This window comes from Nesterenkonia sp. LB17, from assembly GCF_022565915.1.
Lineage (GTDB): Bacteria > Actinomycetota > Actinomycetes > Actinomycetales > Micrococcaceae > Nesterenkonia.
In genome coordinates this window covers 391,396-412,618 of the sequence record NZ_JAJOYX010000002.1, presented here as the reverse complement: position 1 = coordinate 412,618, position 21,223 = coordinate 391,396, and the positions used below count along the sequence as shown (strand labels likewise).

The following is a 21,223-nucleotide window of genomic DNA, read 5'->3' as shown; positions in this document are numbered from 1 at the left end:
TCTCTCAGGCGCCTTCCGGTCGGGGAGTGTTGGGCCCGATGGTGTCGGGGCCCGCCTCATCCCATTTGATCTGTCGCGCAGGTCGCAGGTAGACGATGGCGCCGTCCACAGATTCGACGACGGCGTCCATCCCGGGTTCGATCCGGACGTCACCGATGGTGCGGGCGGTCCAGGTGTCGCCGTCGACCTCGGCGAGGCCGGCGTCGCCGGTGATGACTTCCAGCGCATGGGCTTCCATGCCGGCCATCCGGTCGATGTTGGTCAGCTGGTTCGCCGGGCCCTTCTTGAGATGTTTGAGGGCGATGGGCCGGACGGCGCCAAGCATCAGCAGGGCGGTGGCACAGCCGACCAACACCTGCAGCCAGGGCTCTCCACCGGCGAGGGCCACGGTGGTGGCGGCGGCGGCTCCGACGGCGAGCATCAGGAAGAGCAGATCGAGCGTGATGGCCTCCAGCACGAGGAGTCCCAGGGCAATTGCGAGCCAGGGTGCCCAGAGGTTGTCGCCGAACCATTCGATCATCTCAGCTCCTCATCAACCCATATACGCGTGACTTCAGCCTATCCGCGCCACAGGCTCACGTCGAGGTCGACCGTGACGGCGGCCACGTCACGGGCCTGCAGACTCTCGCGCAGCGCATCATGATCCCGATGATGCCCGGCCGGACCCATGAACACCAGGTCAGCGGCGAGACCGGCGTCGACTGGGACCCTGCCGCTGACCTGGGCGTTGAGTTCGGCGGCACCGAAGGTGGGTGTCATCTGGTCCTTGAGCTGCCGCAGCTTCTGGTCGTGGATTCCGAGCATGCCTGCCTCGCGCAGCTCGGTCAGGTGCACGTCACCGGGGGTCACAACCACCGCCAGTCCACCCGGGCGGAGCACTCGGGCGTATTCACTCACGTTGCGGGGAGCGAAGACATCAAGCAGCAGATCCACCGAATCTGAGGCCAGGGGGAGTGGCTGCCACAGGTCCCAGGCCAGCGCGAGGGTTCGCGGGTGCCTGGCGGCGCGCTTGAGCCCGGAGATGGACAGGTCCAGAGCGATTCCCCGGGCCTGCGGGGCAGCGTCGAGGAGCTGGTGCAGGTAGTGCCCGGTGCCGGCGCCGCAGTCCAGCAGCAGCCCAGGCTTGCCAGGGTGGGCCGGTCTGTGCACCGGAATCTGCTCCGCGAGGATCCTGACCAGCTCCGTGCTGAGTGCGGCGAAGACTCCGGCGTCCTGGACACGTTCGCGGGCCATGATCATCTGCGCTGAATCCGGGGTGAAACGGGTACCGCGACCGGAGAGCAAGTTGACATAACCCTGACGTGCCGCATCGAAGCGGTGGCCGGAAGGGCAGCTCAGCGCCTTGAGCGGCTGCGCCGACTTCAACGCCGGCTGCTGTGGCTCAGTGTCCCGTGGCGCCACGGGACCTGCGATCGCCTCGGTCCTTGCGGCGGTCTCGGCACCGGTCGATGCAGCTGGGGAATCCGGCGTGGGTGTCAGTTTCAATGGTGCATCACATGCGGGGCAGGTCAGGGGCCATGGTGAGGTCACGCCCTCAAGGCTAACGGGCTCCCCTTGAGTCGATGACTCGTGGAGTCTTCATGGAATCTTGAGGATCCCGCGACCTGGGCTCTAAGTGCAGCGGACACCCTGGAACTAATACGTTCCCGGGCGCTCCGGGACCACAGCGACGGCCATTGGCCGCAGGCTTCACCGCCCCTCACGGGACGGGCAGGAAAGGGAAGAACATGAGTGGAACATCAGAAACCAAAGCGGGGGGCATCGAGAATGGTCTGGTGCGGTCCACGCGCCGGTTGGTGGGGATCGATGCGGCACGAGGACTGGCTCTGGTGGGACTGATGGCCATTCACCTGCTTCCGGCTTGGAACGAGGAGACCGGGGAGGCCAGCTGGTCGTGGCGGATCTTCTCCGGGGACTCAGCAGCGCTGTTCGCCCTGCTGGCCGGGGTGGGACTGGCGCTGACCTCCGGCGGGCGGAACCCGCACACTGGCAGGCGGATGACCGCTGACAGGCTGGGACTGGGAGTGCGGGCGCTGTTGATCGCAGTCGTAGGTCTGTGGATCGGGACCCTGATGCCGGAGGACCCTCCGGCCTACGGCATCCTGCTCTACTACGGAGTCTTCTTCCTGCTGGCGATCCCATTCCTGCACTTGGGCCCCAAGGCGCTCTTCATCTCTGCGGCGGTCTTCGGGATCGTGTCCCCGATGCTCATGCAGAATCTGCTCAGCCAACTGCCCGCGTGGAGCTCCTACAACCCCACGTTCGCTGACGTGTTGAGCGAGCCGGGGGCCACCGCGTCTCAGCTGTTGCTGACCGGTACCTACCCGGCTCTGCCGTACATGGCCTATCTGCTGGTCGGCCTGGGGCTGGGGCGACTGAATCTGCGCAAGACCGCCGTTCAGATCCGAGTGGTGGTCGTGGGAGTGGGGCTGACGATCTTCGCCCACACCACCTCGTACATCCTGCTCTACGCGCTCGGCGGCTACCAACGACTCCTGGACACCTCTTGGATGAGTAGGTACGAGCTGGATCAGGTCCTGATCTTTGGTCCGGACTCGTTGCCGGCTTCCACCGGCTGGTGGCTGGCGATCGCGACCCCGCACACCAACACTCCGCTCGCGATCGCGGCCAGCCTCGGGGTGAGCCTGACAGTGTTGGGTGTGTTTCTGCTGATCGCTCCGAAGATCGGCAAGTGGTTGCTGCCGCTCTCGGCGATGGGCGCGATGACCTTTACCCTGTACACCGTCCACCTGGTGGCCCTGTCGGTCGAGGCGCACTACGGGCTGCCCTACGTGTGGTTCGTGGTCCACGTGGTGGTGGCAGCCGTGTTCGCGGTGGTGTGGCAGCGGGCTCTGGGGCAGGGGCCGCTGGAGAAGCTGGTCAGCACCAGTGTCAAGCGCACCCGTCGGCTGGTGCTCGGAGATCTGTCGGAAAGGGGCTCCGATAGCGAGAAGAGCAACAAGTGAGAGGCCGAGTCCGCAGCACGGGGCGTCTGATCCTGGGGGAGGTGCGTCTCGTTTCGGGAGGTTCTCGGGGTGGTCCGTGAGATGCGCGCGGGTTACCCCGGGTCTCTGTTGCGGGGCAGGCGAATCCGGAAAGTGGCTCCGTGACCGAGTCCGTCGCTGGCAGCTTCCAGGGTCCCGCCCTGGGCTTCGACCAGAGACCTGCTGATCGCCAGCCCCAGGCCTGAGCCTGCGCGGTGAGCTTCACGGCCGGTGTGGACGCGGTAGAAGCGCGCGAAGACGTGTTCCAGGTGCTCGGGACTGATGCCTTCCCCGGTGTCGGTGACGGTGACGGTGACCGCTTCAGGTGCGTTATCGGTGTGGACGGTGATGGCACCCCCGGGCGGTGTGTGGCCCAAGGCGTTCTCCAGCAGGTTGCCCAGCACCTGACCCATCCGTTCCTGATCCAGCAACACCGGTGTCGCCATCGGGCCGCCGCTGCTGGTTGTCACCGCGATGTTCTTGACCGCGGCGGCGGGCTCGATGGCCGCAGCCGCCTGGCAGGCCAACACACCGGGGTCCTGGAGGGTGAGCTGCAACCTGGCGGTGGCCTCCTCGGCCGCGGTGAGCTGGCGGATGTCGCGGGCCAGGCGTTCCATCCGGGCGATCTGAGCGTCGAAGATTCCGATGGTCCGCTCATCCCACTCCACGACGCCGTCCTCGATGCCCTCCAGATGGCCCTTGAGGCTGGCCAGTGGCGTGCGCATCTCGTGGGCCAGATCCGCCAGCAGCTGGCGTCGGGTGGTGTCCACCGCGGCCAGCTTCTCGGCCATGTCGTTGAAGGAGTCGGCCAGCAAGTCGAATTCCGGACCCAGCTTCGTGGAGGTCACGTGCACGTCGTAGTTGCCAGCGGCCACCTGCCCGGCCGCAGTGCTGAACGATGCCAGGGAACGGCCGATGGTGCGGTAGAGGTAGAAGCTGAGCATCCCGGCGATGAAGAGGGCCGGCAATCCGCCGATGACCAGAGCGGTCAGGATCACCGATCGGAAGGCATCTTCCAAGTGGACCAACCCGAAGGCTGCATAGGCGTGACCGGACTCGATGAGCTCTTGGTAGAACATGGAGGGTCCCACCAGCACCGCGGTGACCACCACGATGATCAGCCCCACCACCAGCACCGCGGTCTGGGCCAGCATCAACCGCACCGTCAAGGGGCTCCAGGACCACCGGCGGTCGGTCGCGGTGGAGCTCATCGTCCAGTTCCCATCCGGTACCCGATCCCGCGGATGGTGTGGATGAACCTCGGACTGGAGGCATCATCATTGAGCTTCTTACGGATGCGCCCGATGTGCACATCCACCAGATGATCATCCCCGGTCCAGCGTGTGTCCCAGACCAACTCCACCAGCTGTGTCCTGGACAACACCTGTTGCGGGTGAGTGGCCAGACACGCCAGCAGATCGAACTCGATCCGGGTCAAGGCCACTGGCTCTCTTCCCAATTGCACTTTCCGGGCAGCCTCGTCCACCACCAGGTCTTCGATCACCAGCGCCGGCCCGGGGGAGTCTGGCCCTCCGGAAGTCTCGCTGTTGCTGGTGCGGGCTCGGCGCAGCATGGCCTGGACTCGGGCGACGAGCTCGCGGGGGCTGAAAGGTTTGGTCACATAGTCATCAGCTCCCACCGACAGGCCAATGATCTTGTCGATCTCGTCGTCCCGGGCGGTGAGCATCAGCACGTGGCAGTCGGAGAGGGTCCGCACCTGCCGACACACCTCGATCCCGTCGATGCCGGGCAGTCCCAGATCCAGTACCAGCACGTCCGGGTCGAAGTCGCGCACCGCGGCCACGGCTTCAGTTCCGTCATGGCGCACGGCGACTTCCAGCCCGGCTTTGCGCAGGTACCCCTCGATCAGCCGGGCCAGATCGACCTCGTCGTCGACCACGAGGATTCGGCCGGTCTGTGCTGTGTGCATCTGCGCTCCTTGATCGAGGCGGGGCCACGCGTTCGGTAGGGACTCGGGCGTCACATAATCGGCATTTCTCACACGTCCCATCAGCATCTCGCGACGGGTTTAATGGCCCTTCCCAATTGAACGTGTGGTTGTCACAAGTCAAGAGGCTCGTGAACTTGCTTGAGGATGGATTTTGCGACGAATCTATCCTGGTTCACCCGCGTTAAGCGACATGTCCCAGCGTCAGTGCAATCCCTTGACCCTGCTTGCTCGCACCGCCGCCGATGAACCGACCCGCCACGCAGCGTCTGTGATGTTCAACCTCTCGAACCACACCGTCATCGGGGCCGCTGGTCTTTCGCTCGGAGGCAGATGCGTCGTTCTGAGTGTCTGAGCAGATGGGCGAGCTGCTTAGCCCGGGCAGTGAGCCCGACGACGGAGCATTCTCAAAGCGCGCGTGCCTTTCCCCGAGTCTTGGCACCTAGGATCGCATAGTCGATCACGGCGTGGCTGCCCGCACGTCGGTCATCTTCAGCGCCCGTGCCCTTACCGGTCTCGCAGTCGACTTCCAGCACCTGGACCGAGCCGAAGTTGTCCCATCCGTCGGGGCAGACCTGCTGCTCCCAACCGAGTTCTTCGAGCACACCCTTGGTCGCAGCGTAAGGTTCATCGTCGAGAACCAGGAGCACATCCTCCTCGGTGAGGCGCAAGCGCAGCCCGTCCATCGCCTCTAGAAGGGGCGCGTTCAATATCTGGTGCCACACGGTGTGCCGATGCCTGAGCCATTCTGTGCTGGGAGTTGGCGGGGCAGTGGCGACATCACAGCCATCGATCCCATCGGACTCTCCCTTGGCAGCTCTGCCGCGACGAGAAGGGGGAGAAGCTTCAACGACTGGCACCCCGTTGCGGAAACGGCTCGGACGAATTGGGCGGCGCAGCTGGCAGCTCCTGCCGGCTGGCCGTGACAGCTTTCCTGCACGACTTCGCGACCTGGAGACCATCAGCGCCAGCGCCGACCAGATCGCTTTCAACCTGATGAAGGGCATCGCGTGATGATGATGTTGAAGCAGTTGATGAGAAGCCCGGCCGTCCTCTCGATCATCGCGATCCAGATAGTCGTGTACATCGCCCAGTTGGTGAACCACGATGTAGCAGAACGCCTTTCCCTCCCGGGTGACGTAGAGGGCCTGGGTGAGCGGCCGTGGAGCCCTTTGACCGTGATGTTCGTCCACGAGCTGCTTGTCCACGTCGTGTTGATGGTCGTTATGCTGGCGGCGTTCGGGCCGTTGCTGGAGCAGTCCGCACGTGCCATGGACCTGATCGCGGTTTATCTGCTGGCCGGATTGGCAGGTTCACTGGGGATCCTGGCCGCGATCGCAGCAGTCCCGGCGTGGGCTGAGGACGGGACTATCGTCGGGTCCTCAGCGGCCGTATTCGGTGTGACGGCGGCTGTCTTGGCTATGCGCCCGTCGTCGCGACTCTTCGGCGGCACGACAACTCAATGGTTGGGCTTCCTGATCGCCGCCAACATCGTGTTCTTTTTCTCGCTGCCCCTGGGGTCGGTCGGGCACCTCGTGGGTATCGCTGTCGGGTGGGCGTACGGCCGATGGCTGAGGACACGTTTCGGTTCGCACGCCGAGGAGGTGACGTGATGGACAGTGGCTACACCCGGACCGCGCTCAAAGCTGAAGAGCCTAGAAAGAGGCCAGCCGGGAAGCGGACAGAGATTGTGCGGCGGCGTGGGTACAGGGATATTGAGAAGTTTCTGCGGTGGGTCCTGGTCGATGGTGGCCGTTCCAGGGCTCGCGGACGCTGCGACGTGCCCGCAAGACCTCCCTTTACGGGCGCTGCGATGATCGACGTCATCAACGCAGCAGTACGACAGGCATACAGGCGGCACTGCGACGCACTCACCGCTCGGCCCACTGCGCAAGTGTCCTATAAAGTCGATCGCTTCTCGGTTGCCTCGAGTGTCAGAGCAACGGTCGAATCTACCGACTCAGGAGAAACTGTGCGCGACTTGATCGTTGATCGGGTTGCCTAGGCCGAACCACACCAGAGATCCGACCACGGGGAAAGCGATGATCGCAACGGCCCAGAGCAGGCGCAGAGGCAGGGGCAGGTTCGGCTCACGGCCAACCTGAACCAGTGCGATGACAATGAACGCAAGGACCGCGATCGTGAGCGCGGCGCCGATAACGATGACGATCGCAGTGAGCTCCATGAACTCAAGGTACACCGTGGAATACGGCGGCGCTCGTCACGTCCTTTGATGGATCGCCATCGCTACCCGTAAACCGATCGTTCAACGCACACCCGCAAGCGAGTCGCCGATGCGCGACTCGCCCAACGCTTCGGTGGTTTCCTCAGACAGATGACCGGACACCAAAAAAATACCGCTCTTATAGAAGCTTGGGGGTTGTTGGTCGGTTCCCTCGGCGGCAGCGGAAGCACCGGACGAATGTCTGCTACCCGCTTACCAGCGATTCCGATCACCAGAGGACAAGGAGAAACACGGGCTTACCTCACGGTGCTGTAGCCCCCCCACAGGCCGCTGTCGTCCTGAGTTACAAGCACTATGACTCCGGAAACTGAGAGACCAGCACCTGAGACAGTCGTCCAGACCCATACCGCCTTGTGTGAACGAGTCCATGTTTCCGGATCAGCCATGGTCGACGGTATACGAATGCCGATCAATGGATTGATCGGCAATCTCTCCATCTTGGTCGCAACGCCAAGGGCCATCATGACCAACCCAATGAGAATCAATGAGATTCCCACTATCAACGTTGCCGCCATCATGCGCCCCCACAATTAGTTTAATATAAACACTACATTTCGACCCTAACCCAGCACGCGCGACACCGCCAGCGGCCCGACCCACCGTGGCGCTCTCCGCAGATGTCCGGCTCCTGCCGGGTCGTACGGCGCGCACGAATCGGAGACATGGCGGTGCGCACGCAGTCCCCGGAATATTCACGACTCACGAACGAATGAGACTCCGAATCGTGCACGGTGAGGGATCCCCTTCCGTGCGTATCCTTCTCGCAGCCTAGCGCTACCCGCGTGCTAGCTCCAGGGAGCACCCAGGCCACGAACACTGCTTGTCCAAGAAAGCTCTCTAGTGTCGCGACTACCTCTTGAAGGTGCGAGTGATTCACTAGATCCCGCGTCCGGAAACAGTGTTCCCTCACACTCCGGCCGCGGGGTTTCCGCGTTCCTGGCGCAAGCAAGCGATCTCAGCGCCGGGCTTGGGGCGCCATCCTCCTTAGCGCCCGCCAGGCATTCCCAATCAGGCGTTCTTTATCGCGGCTTCGTGCATGTGTCTCGCAATCAGCGACGAGTTCACCTCCGTGCGCTTCAGCGAGCATCTAGAGATCGAGGGCATTCGCCCTTCGATCGGCACCGTTGGCGACACTATGACAACAGCTTCATGGAGTCCATCATTGGGGTGTTCAAGACCGAGTGCATCCGCACCGATGTCTTTTACGGGGGCCCTTACCGGCAGCTGGCAGACGTCGAGTTCGCTACCGCTGGTTGGGTCGATTGGTGGAACAATCGCAGGCTTCACGGGACGCGGAGAAACTTGACCCCGGCAGAGTACGCGCGCGCATACTGCCCAGCTAGTGTGAGTGAGCCGCAGCCCGCCTAACAGCGACAGAAAACCTGGGACGCTTCAGAACTCTTAGAGTAAGTCTTCCAGCGGGAATCAGGCCTGTTGGAGCGTTCTCACTGAATCCTTGCAACATTCACGTTCTGTTAGGGTTGGGCCATGATGACACCAGAAGGAGCAATTGTCCTCGGCTATGGCGGATCAGAACACAGCAAAATCGCTCTGACCTGGGCCGACAATATTGCCGCTGAACTTTCTCGCCCTCTGCAGGTGATTGTCTCAGCATTGCATGTGCGGGGAGCGGCTGATGTGCCTCAGCACCTCCGGGCGGGTCATGTCACCGACGAGTTGAACCAGCTACTGGCTGATGCAAAGGCGGCACAGACTTCAGTCACGAATGTGCTCAATTCTCCGGGCGAGGCCCTCGTGCGTGAAAGTAAGCATGCGTATCTCACTGTGCTCGGTGCGCGAACGCATGGCCCGCTTCAGAGCATGGTGTATGGGTCTGTGAGCCAGCACGTGACTCGTCAGGCCACCGGGCCGGTCGTGGTGGTTCGTGAGCCGTATGCTCCCCGCGCTGGTCTCATCGTGGTTGGGATAGACGGCTCCGAGCCGAGCAAACATGCGTTGGAGTTCGCCATGCGGCATGCCCGAGATACCGGTGGGCGTATCCTTGCAATGCATGTGCACAAGCACGATGGCCACACAGATGGAAAAGTTGATCAGGTGATCGCCGAGGCGCGGCTCAATGGTGTTCCTTTGGAGATCGAGCATGTTCGGGGCGTTGCTTCCGAGAAACTCGCTGAGGCAAGCCGCGAGGCCGATCTTCTCGTCACCGGCACTCGGGGACGCAGTCCTCTCAGCACGCTCTTCCTGGGATCAGTGACCCAGGAAGTTCTCCAGCATTCGCAGTGTCCCGTCGCCGTAGTTCGGTGACGCGCTTCTCCCTCAGCGGGGCAAAAGCACAATCTGCTGAACGGTGATTTCGTCCTGCTCGGATATCTGAAGGGGATTCGGTTTCTCGCAGGCATCAAGTCCGAGGTCATTGCCACGCATCAGGGCGTTGAGCGCGTTGACCGAGCGAGTGCGATCCTTGCTCATGGATTCCCGGGCGGTCACTAGGATCTGGACACCTTGGCGGATACCGTCTCACAACCGAGGACGACGCAGCTCCTTGACCAGCAACGGCCTTGCAGCCGCGGCAATTCGGAACGTGTGCATGGCATCGGATTTACCGACTCCGCGTCGATTCTTGGCATTCATCCGAGGTGCCTCTGCGACCGGGTAGCCATGGGCAGCGACGATGCCTGTGAGGATCGCCCCGTAGGAGGCCGCGCCTTCGATCACCCAGAGGGTGTCGGCGTCGGCTGCGGTGTGACGGCTGACCCAGCTGATGGCACGCACGATCCCCTCCGCAGAGGTGGGGAACGATCTGGTTTCCAGTGGCGTTCCGGTATGCGCTGCGAGGATTGAGTAGACGTGGTCCGAGCGTGGGTGTCAACACCCACGATGTACGGGTGTGAATGAGCGACGATAGACATGGCAATCACGGACCTTTCCGCAGTGGGCTGAGTTCAGCGGCGGCCATCGGCCATTGCCAGTCTGGGAAGGGTCGCAGAGTGGCAGCACTGTGATGAGTCACGCTCGACCAGGAGCTGACAATCTTCTCATTTAGCTACCGACGCGGGCCAGGCGGGTGCCGTCCGACCCCCCTGATGAACGGACAAGTCTTCTAGAAGACACACGCCGGTCAGCTAACGGGTGAGTCAGCTTTCCGCTTAGTTGGCAGACTCTTCCTCGTTCTCGATGTCTTCTACGTCTTCGTCTGCTGGGCCGGTGTCGCTTTCGAGGACCGGTGGCGTGCTCTCGACCTGTTCCTCAGGTTCCGCCTCGTCGGCCGGGCCGGACTGGGCATCGCAGCCGGTGAGAGTCAGCAAAGCTATGGTCGCCAGCGCAGTGATCGTCTTCGTCTTCATGAGTCCTCTTCTTCTCGGGGCAAGCATCGCCTGGCAGGCCGCGTAGAAGCCCCGCGCATGCCAGTCACGGCACGCACGAGGCTTCCGCGCAGTCCATTCACGGGGGAATTCACCAACAGGTGCCCTGTGATCAGTGACCGGCGCCGAGCTTGCCGGCCATCCGCTCGTGCAGCGCAGCGCTTGCGGTGTTGAGGCCGACGATCTCGACCCGCTTGCCGTACTTGGAGTACTTCTCGGTGATCGCATCCAGAGACGCCACCGTGGAGGCGTCCCAGACATGGGAGCCATACATGTCGATCACGATGTGGTCGGGATCCTCGGCATATTCGAACTGGGTGTAGAGGTCGTTGGAGGAGGCGAAGAACAGCTCACCGATGACCTCGTACTTGGCGATCTCCTCGCCGAAGTGCTGCTCGATCCTGCGCTCCACCGCGGCCAGGTGAGCCACCCGGCGGGCGAAGAGCACCATCGCGGTGAGCACCCCCAGACCCACACCGATGGCCAGGTTATGCGTCCACACGGTGGCGATCACGGTGACCAGCATCACCGCGGTCTCGGACTTGGGCATCATCTTTAGCGTGGAGGGCTTGATGCTGTGCCAGTCGAAGGTCGCGACCGAGACGAAGATCATCACCGCGACGAGAGCGGCCATCGGGATCATCGCGACGATGTCGCCCAGGGCAACCGCCAGGAAGAGAACGAAGATGCCGGCCATGAAGGTGGAGATCCGGGTGCGGGCCCCGGAGGCCTTCACGTTGATCATGGTCTGACCGACCATTGCGCAGCCGCCCATGCCGCCGAAGAAGCCGGTGATGATGTTCGCCGCGCCCTGGCCCCAGGATTCACGGACCTTGCCGGAGCGGGTGTCGGTGACGTCGTCGACCAGCTTGGCGGTCATCAGTGATTCCAACAGTCCCACCGCGGCCATGCCCAGGGCGTAGGGGGCGATGATCTGGAAGGTCTCGATGGTGAGCGGGACATCCGGGATGAACAGCTCGGGGATGGACTGGGGCAGCTCGCCCTTGTCACCCACGGTGGGCACGTTCAGCGCGAAGACGACGCCGAGGACGGTGATCAGCACGATGGCCACCAGCGGCGGGGGCACGATGTTGGTGATCCGGGGCAGCAGGTAGATGACGACCAGGCCCAGGGCGACCAGTGGGTAGACCAGCCAGGGGACCCCGATGAGGTCGGGGAACTGGGAGGTGAAGATCAGGATGGCCAGGGCGTTGACGAAGCCGACCATGACCGAGCGGGGGATGAACCGCATGACCTTGGCAACACCGGTGACCCCCAGGACTACTTGAAAGACGCCGGCGAGGATGACCGCGGCGATGAAGTAGTCGAGCCCGTGGCTCGCGACCAGCGGGGCGATCACCAGCGCGGTGGCCGCGGTGGCGGCCGAGATCATTGCGGGGCGTCCACCGAGGAAGGCGATCGATACCGCCATGGTGAAGGAGGCGAAGAGCCCGATGCGTGGGTCGACGCCGGCGATGATCGAGAAGGCGATGGCCTCGGGGATCAGCGCCAGCGCCACGACGAGCCCGGCGAGGATCTCGGTCTTGAGCAGGCGCGGGGACTTCAGCGTGCGAAGAACGGACTGGCGTTCCTCGGGGGTGATCTCAGCATGTGGCGCGACAGTGGAGGCGGCCATGAATCTCCGTTCGGCGTTGTGGGCACGGGAGTGCCGGGGTTCAAGGTCTGCGAGTGTGCGCGCTACGGTGCGAGCTGAAAGAATGAGGAGTCCGAGCGGTTCATGGTCGCGCGGCCTGCGCCAACTCTACTCTTACGTAAGGGTAGAGTTACAAGATCTGTGACGAAAGTCTCAGTTAGTGAGCTTGCTCTCGAGGTCCTCGACGATGTGTTCCGCCTGGGCCAGGTAGGCGGCGAGTTTCCGGCGTTCCTCGGTCACACGGTGCAGCGCTGACTCTGCAGCGTCGCGCTGATCAGGGGTGAGGGATTCCAGGTCCAGGAGTCCGACGACCTCGGAGATCTCCTCGAGGCTGAACCCGAGGGGCTTGAGGTAATTGATGCGCTGGAGCCGCGCCAGGTCGGCTTCGGTGTAGACCCGGAATCCGCCCTCGGTGCGGCTGGTCGCTGGCAGCAGCCCGATATCGCCGTAGTGGCGGATGGTCCTCAGGGAGAGTCCGGTGCGTTCAGCGAGCTCACCGATATGCATCTGGGTATCGGTCAGATTCTCTGACATGTGGCCTCCCTGCATCGTGGCCCACCACTTTAGCAACGCCGCCCTGTGGCTCCGTTGTGGCTCCGTTATGGTTCCGGGCTGGGTGTGGTCATGAGTGTGGCCGGGCTGCGCCACTGACGCCGGACTGGCGCGCGACTTACTCTCACCTTACGGTAGGTTCCTCACACGGGGGCCGTTGCGTGGGGAGACTTTAAGGGGAGTCTGGAGTGAGCAGAGTACATGCTGGGTCGTCGTGGCAGGTCGTGGCCGCGGCCGCGCTGGCGACCATCATGAGCGCCCCGGGCCAGACGGCCGCGATCGCGGTGTTCACCGAGCCGCTGCTCGCTGACCTGGAGATTTCCCGCAACGCCCTCTCGACCAGCTACATGATCGCGACTCTGTTGGGCACCTGCGCGATGCCACTGATCGGCCGAGCCCTGGATCGTTACGGGGTCGGCCCGGTGATGATCGTCGTCGGATTCTTCTTCGGTGGGGTGTTGATGCTGCTGAGTCTGGTGACCAGCCTGTAGGGACTGACCTTTGGCTTCATCGGACTGCGCATGGCAGGTCAAGGAGCGCTTGGGTTGGCTGCTTCGACCGCGGTCGCGGTGTATGTGACTCGCCGGCGAGGGCTGGCGCTGGGGGTCAAGACTGCGGTGGGCTCGGCGGGTATCGCGATGTCTCCGGTGCTGCTGGAGTGGATGATCCGACACCTGGGCACCTCTACTGTGTGGATGATCGAGGGCCTCGCCGTGTGGGCCATTGTGCTGCCCTTGGGGTGGTTCTTCCTGCGCCACCAACGACGGGCTGCACGATATTCATCCCTGGAATTGGAGTCCGAGGTGGACCGCGAGACAACCTCGGTGTCTGGGGCTGGACCCACAGCCGCAGGCGGCGGGATCGCGGGGGGGGGGGGGTTCCCGATCCACCAGTGGACGGTACGGGAGGCGCTGCACACGCCGATCTTCTGGATCATCACCGCAGGCGTTGCCTCGTCAGGAATGCTTGGCACGGGATTGAATTTCCATCAGATCGCGGCGCTGGGGGAGCGAGGGCTCACCGCCATGGAGGCGGCCGCGAACTTCATCCCACAGGCGATCGCGGCGTTGGTCGTCACCATCGGTGTCGGAAGTCTTGTTGACCGGGTCCGGCCGAAGTTCGGTGTGATGTTCTCCATGGCGCTTCTGGCAGGGTCGATGGGTCTGCTCAGCGTGGTCCAGGACGCCTGGACCACGGTCGGTTTCGGCGCGCTACTGGGCGCATCCGGTGGTGCGGTGCGCACTGTGGAAGCAGCTGCTTTCACCCACTACTTCGGCACCCTGCATATTGGAGCGATCCGCGGGATCGTCACCACGATCTCCGTTGGGTCCACAGCTTTCGGCCCGGTGGTGTTTCCTCTGGGCTATGGGGTGTTGGGGTCCTATGCGTTGGCGGCTGCGGTGCTGGCGTCGATTCCGGTGCTGGTGGGGATCGCGGCATTATTCGCAAGTGAGCCCCGACGTCAGAGTGCCCGATAGTTGCGCTACAGGGTGGGTTTCGTGGACGCGCGAATCGGCCAGACTCAGCTTCGCTGGGGAGGTGACCGATAGACCATCCTTGGGTTCTTGCGGTGATTGCAACACTTAGCAGATGGGTGTTGGTCAGGGACGTGGCCGCGATGACCTTTGGTGCCATGAGGCCACCTAAGGACGAACGGCTGCCAAGACATTGCGGTGATCGAGAGGTCAAAATCCGCACCCATCAAGTACTCGCGCTCTAGCAGAGACTCATGGTGGACAAAGCCGCGGGTCGTTGACGACCAGTAGTCGCCTTCGTACACGTTCTTGCCCTTCCACGAGGGCAACGTGCGAACGGGCAGGACCGACTCGAAAGCAACCCTAGCAAGCTGGCGGGTGATCGGGCGTTCAACAACTTCCGATCCGACCCGGTATGAGATCACGGTACGGTCAGTCGAGTTGAAGTAAATTGAACGCGGTGTCTGGCTGGCCATGCTTTCTCCTGAGTGGCCATATAGCGTGACATTCCTTGCAGAAATCGTAACAGGCCAGGTTCTGTGTCATATTGACCAGATTCCGTGACACAAGACAAAAACTGAACAAGCCAGCTAGCGCGGACCTAGTTAAGCGCCGATAATCTACATTATGTCAGGTTGGCCCTGGAGACAGATGAAAACTGCTGGCATGCTGTCGTTGTCGTTTCGCAGTATAAGAGGCACTATTCGCGAACAAGTTGACACTGGTACATCGTCTGTTGACAGACGCAGTCGACCTGGCATGTACTCGGTATCAACTCCAGAGATCGGACATCGTTCCGTGAGTCAAGCATTGCGGTCCCTACCGACAAACGTCACCGATACCACTCGCGTTCTGGCACGCGTCGGTGGCCAGATGCTCAACGTAGATGCGGACCACCCCGTGATGTCCTCGCACCGCTTCGAGGATGCACTCCCCATTCGAGAATTCTTCGCGTGGCAGGGCAAGCGGAACTACGAGGGTCTGTGGTGGTCGAGCACGACGAAGCGCCACACCGGGTTCGAAAGCTTACTAGAGCGGCAGTACCTTTTGACTGCTGACCACGACCAGGGGGTCGTGGGCATTGCCTCGCAACCACTTGCCCTGCTGTGGCCCAAGGTGACATTGGATTCGAACGGTCGGAGACTGCGAAACCACGTGCCGGACTTCTTTGCCCGGCTGAGCAATGGTGATGGTCGATTGGTGGACGTGCGCCGTCCCGACAAGGCCGAGGCGCACCAATTCATGCTAACCCGGGAGTTGTGCGACGAAATTGGTTGGGAGTATGAGCTCTTTACCGGCCTGGACGAACAGATCGCCAAGACTTTGACTTGGTTGGGTGGATACCGGATGGATCGCTACGCACCCAGCCAGGTCCTGTCCGAGTTTCTACTGGACGCCTTCTGCCCTACCACCTCACTGAGGGTGGGCATTGCCCGGGCCATGCGCAGCAGCGGTTTAGCCAGGGAAATCGTCCAGGCCGGAGCATTTCACCTGATATTCAGCGGGTCCCTTGTAGTCGACCTGACTGAACCCTTGTCCATGGACTCAGAAGTCGATGTATCGATGGAGGGTCGATGAGAAGTGTTCGCCTGTTCGACTACATCTCCTACGATGGGGACTCTTGGCAGGTCGTGGCACAGGACGGCCCAGAACTGGCGCTGAAGAGTTTGACCACCAATAGGATTCGCCGCGTGCCTGTTGCGGACCTCCTGTCGGATGAGTCCTACCTTCCGGATTCTCCCGACCGGCTCCCCTCACTGGACAACATGGCCGTGTTGGACACTCTCGCCCCTGAGGCCCGTGAGCGTGTTCTACATGTCCACCGACACGTCTACGAGCTATTGAACGGGGTTCCCCCGAACAACGGCGAGGGCGGGATCGAGCCCAAGACTGAGTATGACCTTGCCAATACTCTGGAGCAGAGAATTGAAGCCAAGGTCGAAGAACTACGCATTGCTAAGACCCCGATGAGCAAGAGGACGCTAAAGCGTCACATCTCCTCCTACCGGGCCGAAGGGATGCTCGGGCTTGTCGACAAGCGGAAAACGCGGCAGGCCACCGTGGGTGGACGCACGGATCCTCGAGTGGTAGCGCTGCTCGAGAAAGAAATCGCCGGCCAGACTAACTTGTCAACCGGAACACGTTCCCGCGCCATCCTGCGATCCAAGTTGCACGCGCAGGAGAACGGTTGGCCGGTACCCTCGGATGCCACTCTGTACCGCGTGCTCACTGGGCTGGAACGTTCGCGTAGCCCGTTCGGTCAGGCGACCACCCGCAGGAGCAAGGCAAACCGACCGGACCGGGCGTGGGGTCACCAGACTCCCTCCCGCCCGGGCGAACTGGTCGAGATCGACTCCACTCCCCTGGACTTGATGGTCGTCTACCCAGACGGTTCCACAGGCAGGGTGGACCTCACCGCCGCCATCGACGTCGCCACACGCGTGCCTGTTGCCGCAATCCTGCGCCCTGTAGCGACCAAGGCCGTAGACGCTGCCGTCCTTCTGGCCCGCGCATTGACTCCTCTTCCGATGCAACCGGGCTGGGACGCATCACTGTCTTACTCTCGGTCGATCTTGCCCCAAGGAATGATCCCCAGTGACGCCGAGGTCGAGGCCACCACCGCTGCAAAGCCGATCATCGTGCCCGAATCAATCACCATGGATCGAGGCAAGGCGTTCAAGAGCGTCACATTCATGAACGCCTGTGAACGGCTCCAGATCAGTCTGACGTTGGCTGCGCCCAAGACTCCCACCGACAAGCCGCACATCGAATCATTCTTCCGGGGTGTCCGAACCGGGTTTGTTCAGCACTTGGCGGGCTACGTCGGGCCCAACGTCGTGCAACGAGGTGCAGACCCTGCCCGCGAGGCCCACTGGGGCCTGGCTGAGGTGCAGAACCTGCTCGACTTGTGGATCATCGGCATCTACCTCAATCGGCCCTCCCGCGGTCTGCGGCATCCGGCGATGCCGAAGAAGGAACTAACGCCAAACGAAGCGTTTGCAGCACTGGCAGGGGTCGCTCCGCAAGTGCACGTCGCACTGGAGCGCGACGACTTCATCTCGCTTATGCCAGTCGTCTACCGAACGATTCAACCGTCCGGTATCAACTTTGACGGGCTGAACTACGAGTCGAAGGAACTAGCCGATTACCGAGGTGTAAACAGTGGACTCCCCTCCCCCGCTAGCGGTAGGTGGGAAGTACGCTATGACCCCCACAGGATGAACTCCATCTGGGTGCGCGACCATTTTAATAGCCGGTGGATCGAAGCCCGGTGGATCCTAGACCGACAGGCGCTCGCGCCCTTCTCCCGCGACGTTCTGAAGGCGGCGAAGAGGATGGTCGAACGGCGCGACGGCACGATTCCGGGCAAGGAAGTCGTGGCAGAGATTAACCGTATCCTCACGGCTCCTGCGAGCACGGCGGAGAAAGTCGCCAGTCGGCGTTCGGCGACAAACATCGTCAGCGTGCCAGAAGCGACCGACCGCTTGCTCAACCACCCGAACCACGCGCGATTGGATGGCAGTCCAGACCTGTCCGTCGTCGAAGAAGAGTCCGAACCCTCATCCGAACCTGTCATCCGAACACGACCGCGCCGCAAGGCCAGGCGTATAGACCTGGAGGACTGAGATGGCTATCCCGGACAGTGTCACGCGCTGGCGCGAGTTCGTCGCCGAACGAGTAGTGGAGCCAGAGCAGCTCACCAACAAGCAAGTACTTTCACTGTCGCCTGATGAAAAGAATGAGTACGACGATCAACGCTTCGCTTGGATAGGCGCAGATACGGTGCTGGAGACTAAAGACTTAGCCCGGATCGATAGACACCTGCGCATCATCCAAGCTCGGGTGAGCGCCCGCAGCGCGACCGCTCAGCGTGCTTTCGCGATCTCAGGACGTGCCGGGCTAGGCAAGTCAACCACAGCGCTAACATTGGGCAAACGCCACGAGCGCCAACGCCGCAAAGTTCTGGGCAATGGCGTTGAAGTCACCCCTGTCGTCTACGCCGTCGTTCCGCCCGGGGCGACCCCCAAGATGCTGATGCGAGCGTTCGCAACCTGGCTCGGTATGCAAATCCCCCAGCGGTTCGACGCCCCTACCATCACCGATCAGGTGGTCCATGTTATGGCGCATCAGGAAACCAGTCTGGTCATTCTTGACGAGGTACATAACCTGCGTACGTCCCGCTCTGTAGGGGCTGAGGCAGCTTCCCAACTCAAAGTGTTCACCGAGCGCGTCGATGCCGCCTTCGTTTATTGCGGCATCGACCTGCTGAGCTCTGACCTGTTCACCGGAGACATCGGCAAACAGATCAGAGCCCGGACCAAGATGTACGGCTTAGTCCCCTACTCCATCGGGTCAGCGACGGACCGTGATGAATGGGTAGAACTGGTGCTTGGCATGGAATCCTTACTTCCGCTGACAAGCCACCCAGAAGGATCACTCGAGGACGAGGCGGCGTATCTCTATCACCGCACGGGCGGGTCCATCGGCTCGCTGCGCGGACTGCTCGGAGACGCCGCCATCGATGCGATCATGACGGGAAAGGAACGGATTGACCGGTCGGTCCTGGACGAGATAATCCTGGACGAGGAGGCCGCGCGGCAAGCGGCGCGTGGAACTGCGCCAGCCAGTGGTCGCAAGCGCGTGAGGAGGGCGCGTTGAAAGATCGGCCAAGCTTCCCACCCCTCCCCGTCCCGACCCGGCTCGTAGGTGGCGAGAACCTCCCAACCTACGCGCGGCGTCACTCTGAGGCGAATGGCTCTCGTGTCGAGTACATCGAAGCAGCCGTGCGTGAGCAAGGCTATCCTCTGTCTAAGGTCCGGAGGGCTTCGGACCGAATCGATTTGTGGCGACAGTTGGGCAATTTGCACCCTAGGGCCTTTACGACGCCGCGGACGCTAGGCGAGAACCTAGTCAACGAGCGTGATTTGTGCGAGCGGTGCCTGCCCCCCGGAGAGCGCGGAACGGGGTTGTTGCCCCACTGCGGATGGGTCTGCATCAAACACAAGCGGTGGATTGGCAAAGTGCAGAGGGACTTGAGCCGATACGGCGAAGCCCTAGTGGCTGAAAGGCACTGGCGCGGGGTGCTCACAAGCCGCGGGGTGGTCGTGGATTCCCCGCTGACCCGTTTCGCGGAAGAGTGCGCCACAGTGGGTATTGCGAAGTCCGTGCGGGAGGACCGCGCTGAGCGGTCCCATCACAAAGCTCCCACCTTGCTTGTCTACCCCGAGATAGTAAAGATTGCGAGGCTACTAACGCGCACATCCTTCCTCGATGCGGTACTAAGCGGAGCCGATGGGCGATGGAAACGAGGTCTCGTTGAGCGCGAAGTGGCGGCGATCTTCCCGGATGTAAGGGACGCAGAGCCCTGGCGAGCCCTCAACCGGGTCTGGGATCTCGTGCTCGACTTGGACGGCCAAGTGCGAGAAGCGCGTGTGCGCGGGATTATTCCCTCCGATTACTGCAACCTTCTGCGTTATTGGACAGGCTCATGTATGGGTCTGCCGCACGAATAGGTGACAGGTTGACCTGACCCAAAGCTTGGTTTCCACCATCCCTCGCTAGCCGAAGGCCTTCATGGAAGGCTCTTCACCATGCGACGCCCCTATCCTCCAGAGTTCAGGGCCCGCGCCATCTCACTCGTGCGCTAGGGCCGACCGGTCAAACAGACCGCAGCCGATCTCGGCATCCACGAGGTCACACTCCACTCCTGGCTGCGCCAGGACGACATCGATCACGGTCTCCGCTCCGGACACACGACCCACGAATCGGCGCAGCTGCGCGCCGCCCGCGCCAGGGTCCGTCAGCTCGAGCAAGAGATCTCGACCCTCCGACGAGCATCCACCTGGCTCGATGAGAAGCCCCTCGACCCAAAAGAGCGCACCCGGTGATCTACCGTCTCGTCGACGCCGGGGAACCCGTGAACACCTGCTGTCGCTTGCTCGGAGTCTCCCGCCAGGGCTACTACCGCTACAAACGGCGCCCCACCAGCGCCACGGAACTGCGCCGACGCTGGCTCACCGGCCTTATCGGGGAGGTCCACATCGCCTCCAGGGGCACCTACGGTTACCGACGGATCCACGCCGAGCTCACACTCGGGATGGGGATCACCTGCTCCAGCCGGCTCGTGTGGATGCCGATGAGCCGCGCAGGACTGGGCGGTCTACCAGGACCGCCCCGGGTCAAGCGCCTCAAGGGCGTGGCCACAGCCGATGACCTGGTCAACCGTAAGTTCCATCGCCTCGGGCTCAACGAACTCTGAGTCACGGACATCACCGAACATCCCACCAGGGAAGGCAAGATTTACTGCGCGGCGGTTCTGGACGCGTGCAGCCGCATGACAGTCGGCTGGGCGATTGATTCCAAACAGGACTCAAACCTGGTCGTCAACGCTCTGGATATGGCGATCCGCGCGCGAACGCCCAGCCCTGGTGGGATCGTGCATGCGGATCACGGAGTCCAGTTCACCTCGTGGGTATTCACTCAGAAGATCCGCTCGGCAGGGTTTCTGCCCTCGTTCGGGACCGTGGGTGACGGGTTGGACAATGCGATGATGGAGTCCTTCTGGTCCTCGATGCAGATCGAATTGCTCAAACGCAAGAAGTGGCGAACCCGGGTCGAGCTGGCGAACGCAACCTTCGAGTACATCGACGTGTTCTACAACCGCCGCGCCGCCACTCCGGTCTCGCCTACGCCACGCCGCATGACTACGACCTCGCACACGCGATTCAACCGCTCACCGCCGGAAGCTAGTCAGACCGAGTGGAAACCAAACTGTAGGTCAGGTCAAGATGTCACCTATTCGTGCGGCAGACCCTGTTGGCCAACTTGCTTTGTGGGAGTTGCTCTAGTGGCATCCAAGAAATGGTCACGCCACGGAGCCGGGGACGGACCATCTCAACACTGTCACCGAGTCTGTCGCGCAAGTGCGTAACATTTTGAAGCCTCCCTTCGGTCCGCAAGGACGAGAGGCTGGAGTCGCTCATTTGGCAGAAGACAGATGACTAAACACCTGGGGTCTAGACGCCCCGCGATCCACTTCAAA

At 62.3% G+C, this 21,223-nt stretch carries 21 protein-coding genes and 2 pseudogenes; 10 read left to right on the top strand and 13 right to left on the bottom strand.

Annotated features, from left to right (window positions below; translation table 11 throughout):
* Positions 1-4: 4 nt before the first annotated feature.
* From LTH96_RS05695 to LTH96_RS13260, 3 genes and pseudogenes are all read right to left on the bottom strand, one after another.
* On the bottom strand, positions 5-520 hold the full coding sequence (locus LTH96_RS05695) for an NfeD family protein (protein WP_241464774.1): 516 nt from the start codon (positions 518-520) through the stop codon (positions 5-7).
* Positions 521-558: 38 nt separating this feature from the next.
* Positions 559-1,233, bottom strand: a complete 675-nt coding sequence (locus tag LTH96_RS05690) for a methyltransferase domain-containing protein (protein WP_241464773.1) — start codon at positions 1,231-1,233, stop codon at positions 559-561.
* Positions 1,234-1,284: 51 nt separating this feature from the next.
* Positions 1,285-1,401: pseudogene (locus tag LTH96_RS13260) on the bottom strand (putative RNA methyltransferase); the annotation flags it as partial.
* Between the two features lie 374 nt (positions 1,402-1,775).
* Here LTH96_RS13260 and LTH96_RS05685 point away from each other — a divergent pair.
* Entirely contained in the window at positions 1,776-2,966 is a 1,191-nt protein-coding gene (locus tag LTH96_RS05685) for a heparan-alpha-glucosaminide N-acetyltransferase domain-containing protein (RefSeq protein WP_241464772.1), read from the top strand.
* Positions 2,967-3,058: 92 nt separating this feature from the next.
* Here the strand turns inward: LTH96_RS05685 and LTH96_RS05680 are convergent, their stop codons facing one another.
* The 3 genes from LTH96_RS05680 to LTH96_RS05670 all read right to left on the bottom strand — a co-directional run bounded on the left by LTH96_RS05680 (position 3,059) and on the right by LTH96_RS05670 (position 5,618).
* The gene (locus tag LTH96_RS05680) at positions 3,059-4,195 is read right to left on the bottom strand and encodes a cell wall metabolism sensor histidine kinase WalK (RefSeq protein ID WP_241464771.1); all 1,137 of its coding nucleotides are present in this window, start codon (positions 4,193-4,195) and stop codon (positions 3,059-3,061) included.
* The gene (locus tag LTH96_RS05675) at positions 4,192-4,914 is read right to left on the bottom strand and encodes a response regulator transcription factor (protein ID WP_241464770.1); all 723 of its coding nucleotides are present in this window, start codon (positions 4,912-4,914) and stop codon (positions 4,192-4,194) included. The genes LTH96_RS05680 and LTH96_RS05675 overlap by 4 nt, the downstream gene beginning before the upstream one ends.
* Positions 4,915-5,339: 425 nt before the next feature.
* Positions 5,340-5,618, bottom strand: coding sequence for a hypothetical protein (locus tag LTH96_RS05670; protein WP_241464769.1), 279 nt, complete (start codon positions 5,616-5,618; stop codon positions 5,340-5,342).
* A gap of 327 nt (positions 5,619-5,945) precedes the next feature.
* Here LTH96_RS05670 and LTH96_RS05665 point away from each other — a divergent pair, with 327 nt between their 5' ends.
* Positions 5,946-6,545, top strand: a complete 600-nt coding sequence (locus LTH96_RS05665) for a rhomboid family intramembrane serine protease (RefSeq protein WP_241464768.1) — start codon at positions 5,946-5,948, stop codon at positions 6,543-6,545.
* Between the two features lie 347 nt (positions 6,546-6,892).
* Here the strand turns inward: LTH96_RS05665 and LTH96_RS05660 are convergent, their stop codons facing one another.
* Together LTH96_RS05660 and LTH96_RS13255 are read right to left on the bottom strand one after the other, a co-directional pair.
* Positions 6,893-7,117 (bottom strand): PLDc N-terminal domain-containing protein, encoded by a 225-nt coding sequence (locus tag LTH96_RS05660; protein WP_241464767.1) that lies wholly within the window; start codon positions 7,115-7,117, stop codon positions 6,893-6,895.
* A gap of 296 nt (positions 7,118-7,413) precedes the next feature.
* Complete coding sequence (locus tag LTH96_RS13255; RefSeq protein WP_370644412.1) at positions 7,414-7,614, bottom strand: SdpI family protein; 201 nt, start codon at positions 7,612-7,614, stop codon at positions 7,414-7,416.
* A gap of 403 nt (positions 7,615-8,017) precedes the next feature.
* On the opposite strand from LTH96_RS13255, the gene LTH96_RS13250 reads away from it, so the two are divergent.
* Both LTH96_RS13250 and LTH96_RS05655 read left to right on the top strand, forming a co-directional pair.
* On the top strand, positions 8,018-8,545 hold the full coding sequence (locus tag LTH96_RS13250) for an integrase core domain-containing protein (RefSeq protein ID WP_370644399.1): 528 nt from the start codon (positions 8,018-8,020) through the stop codon (positions 8,543-8,545).
* 120 nt (positions 8,546-8,665) lie between these two features.
* Complete coding sequence (locus tag LTH96_RS05655) at positions 8,666-9,442, top strand: universal stress protein (protein WP_241464766.1); 777 nt, start codon at positions 8,666-8,668, stop codon at positions 9,440-9,442.
* 12 nt (positions 9,443-9,454) lie between these two features.
* Here LTH96_RS05655 and LTH96_RS13245 read toward each other — a convergent pair whose 3' ends face one another.
* The 5 genes from LTH96_RS13245 to LTH96_RS05635 form a co-directional block, all read right to left on the bottom strand.
* On the bottom strand, positions 9,455-9,625 hold the full coding sequence (locus LTH96_RS13245) for a hypothetical protein (RefSeq protein WP_370644398.1): 171 nt from the start codon (positions 9,623-9,625) through the stop codon (positions 9,455-9,457).
* 30 nt (positions 9,626-9,655) lie between these two features.
* Positions 9,656-9,976 (bottom strand): transposase, encoded by a 321-nt coding sequence (locus LTH96_RS13240; protein WP_370644411.1) that lies wholly within the window; start codon positions 9,974-9,976, stop codon positions 9,656-9,658.
* Between the two features lie 308 nt (positions 9,977-10,284).
* Positions 10,285-10,482, bottom strand: coding sequence for a hypothetical protein (locus LTH96_RS05645; protein WP_241464765.1), 198 nt, complete (start codon positions 10,480-10,482; stop codon positions 10,285-10,287).
* A 130-nt stretch (positions 10,483-10,612) separates the two neighbouring features.
* Positions 10,613-12,136, bottom strand: coding sequence for a SulP family inorganic anion transporter (locus LTH96_RS05640; RefSeq protein WP_241464764.1), 1,524 nt, complete (start codon positions 12,134-12,136; stop codon positions 10,613-10,615).
* A gap of 171 nt (positions 12,137-12,307) precedes the next feature.
* The gene (locus LTH96_RS05635; protein WP_241464763.1) at positions 12,308-12,688 is read right to left on the bottom strand and encodes a MerR family transcriptional regulator; all 381 of its coding nucleotides are present in this window, start codon (positions 12,686-12,688) and stop codon (positions 12,308-12,310) included.
* A 206-nt stretch (positions 12,689-12,894) separates the two neighbouring features.
* On the opposite strand from LTH96_RS05635, the gene LTH96_RS05630 reads away from it, so the two are divergent.
* The 6 genes and pseudogenes from LTH96_RS05630 (at position 12,895) to LTH96_RS05605 (ending at position 20,931) form a co-directional block, all read left to right on the top strand.
* Positions 12,895-13,197: a hypothetical protein gene (locus tag LTH96_RS05630; protein WP_241464762.1), complete on the top strand. Its 303-nt coding sequence runs from the start codon at positions 12,895-12,897 to the stop codon at positions 13,195-13,197.
* A gap of 30 nt (positions 13,198-13,227) precedes the next feature.
* Positions 13,228-14,184, top strand: a complete 957-nt coding sequence (locus LTH96_RS05625) for an MFS transporter (RefSeq protein WP_255728002.1) — start codon at positions 13,228-13,230, stop codon at positions 14,182-14,184.
* Between the two features lie 870 nt (positions 14,185-15,054).
* Complete coding sequence (locus LTH96_RS05620; RefSeq protein ID WP_241464760.1) at positions 15,055-15,759, top strand: TnsA-like heteromeric transposase endonuclease subunit; 705 nt, start codon at positions 15,055-15,057, stop codon at positions 15,757-15,759.
* Positions 15,756-17,807: a Mu transposase C-terminal domain-containing protein gene (locus LTH96_RS05615; protein WP_241464759.1), complete on the top strand. Its 2,052-nt coding sequence runs from the start codon at positions 15,756-15,758 to the stop codon at positions 17,805-17,807. Before LTH96_RS05620 ends, LTH96_RS05615 begins: the two co-directional genes overlap by 4 nt.
* A gap of 1 nt (position 17,808) precedes the next feature.
* Complete coding sequence (locus LTH96_RS05610) at positions 17,809-18,840, top strand: ATP-binding protein (protein ID WP_241464758.1); 1,032 nt, start codon at positions 17,809-17,811, stop codon at positions 18,838-18,840.
* 932 nt (positions 18,841-19,772) lie between these two features.
* A pseudogene (locus tag LTH96_RS05605) lies at positions 19,773-20,931 on the top strand (IS3 family transposase).
* The last annotated feature ends 292 nt before the right edge of the window (positions 20,932-21,223 follow it).

What these genes read in the sequence shown, in the direction of transcription:
- LTH96_RS05695 (WP_241464774.1), bottom strand. Translation starts at nt 520, where the DNA reads ATGATCGAATGGTTCGGCGACAACCTCTGGGCACCCTGGCTCGCAATT.
- LTH96_RS05690 (WP_241464773.1), bottom strand. Translation starts at nt 1,233, where the DNA reads ATGGCCCGCGAACGTGTCCAGGACGCCGGAGTCTTCGCCGCACTCAGC.
- LTH96_RS05640 (WP_241464764.1), bottom strand. Translation starts at nt 12,136, where the DNA reads ATGGCCGCCTCCACTGTCGCGCCACATGCTGAGATCACCCCCGAGGAA.
- LTH96_RS05625 (WP_255728002.1), top strand. Translation starts at nt 13,228, where the DNA reads ATGGCAGGTCAAGGAGCGCTTGGGTTGGCTGCTTCGACCGCGGTCGCG.
- LTH96_RS05680 (WP_241464771.1), bottom strand. Translation starts at nt 4,195, where the DNA reads ATGAGCTCCACCGCGACCGACCGCCGGTGGTCCTGGAGCCCCTTGACG.
- LTH96_RS05670 (WP_241464769.1), bottom strand. Translation starts at nt 5,618, where the DNA reads ATGGACGGGCTGCGCTTGCGCCTCACCGAGGAGGATGTGCTCCTGGTT.
- LTH96_RS05655 (WP_241464766.1), top strand. Translation starts at nt 8,666, where the DNA reads ATGATGACACCAGAAGGAGCAATTGTCCTCGGCTATGGCGGATCAGAA.
- LTH96_RS05675 (WP_241464770.1), bottom strand. Translation starts at nt 4,914, where the DNA reads ATGCACACAGCACAGACCGGCCGAATCCTCGTGGTCGACGACGAGGTC.
- LTH96_RS05620 (WP_241464760.1), top strand. Translation starts at nt 15,055, where the DNA reads ATGCTCAACGTAGATGCGGACCACCCCGTGATGTCCTCGCACCGCTTC.
- LTH96_RS05660 (WP_241464767.1), bottom strand. Translation starts at nt 7,117, where the DNA reads ATGGAGCTCACTGCGATCGTCATCGTTATCGGCGCCGCGCTCACGATC.
- LTH96_RS05635 (WP_241464763.1), bottom strand. Translation starts at nt 12,688, where the DNA reads ATGTCAGAGAATCTGACCGATACCCAGATGCATATCGGTGAGCTCGCT.
- LTH96_RS05645 (WP_241464765.1), bottom strand. Translation starts at nt 10,482, where the DNA reads ATGAAGACGAAGACGATCACTGCGCTGGCGACCATAGCTTTGCTGACT.
- LTH96_RS05615 (WP_241464759.1), top strand. Translation starts at nt 15,756, where the DNA reads ATGAGAAGTGTTCGCCTGTTCGACTACATCTCCTACGATGGGGACTCT.
- LTH96_RS05610 (WP_241464758.1), top strand. Translation starts at nt 17,809, where the DNA reads ATGGCTATCCCGGACAGTGTCACGCGCTGGCGCGAGTTCGTCGCCGAA.
- LTH96_RS05665 (WP_241464768.1), top strand. Translation starts at nt 5,946, where the DNA reads ATGATGATGTTGAAGCAGTTGATGAGAAGCCCGGCCGTCCTCTCGATC.
- LTH96_RS13255 (WP_370644412.1), bottom strand. Translation starts at nt 7,614, where the DNA reads ATGGAGAGATTGCCGATCAATCCATTGATCGGCATTCGTATACCGTCG.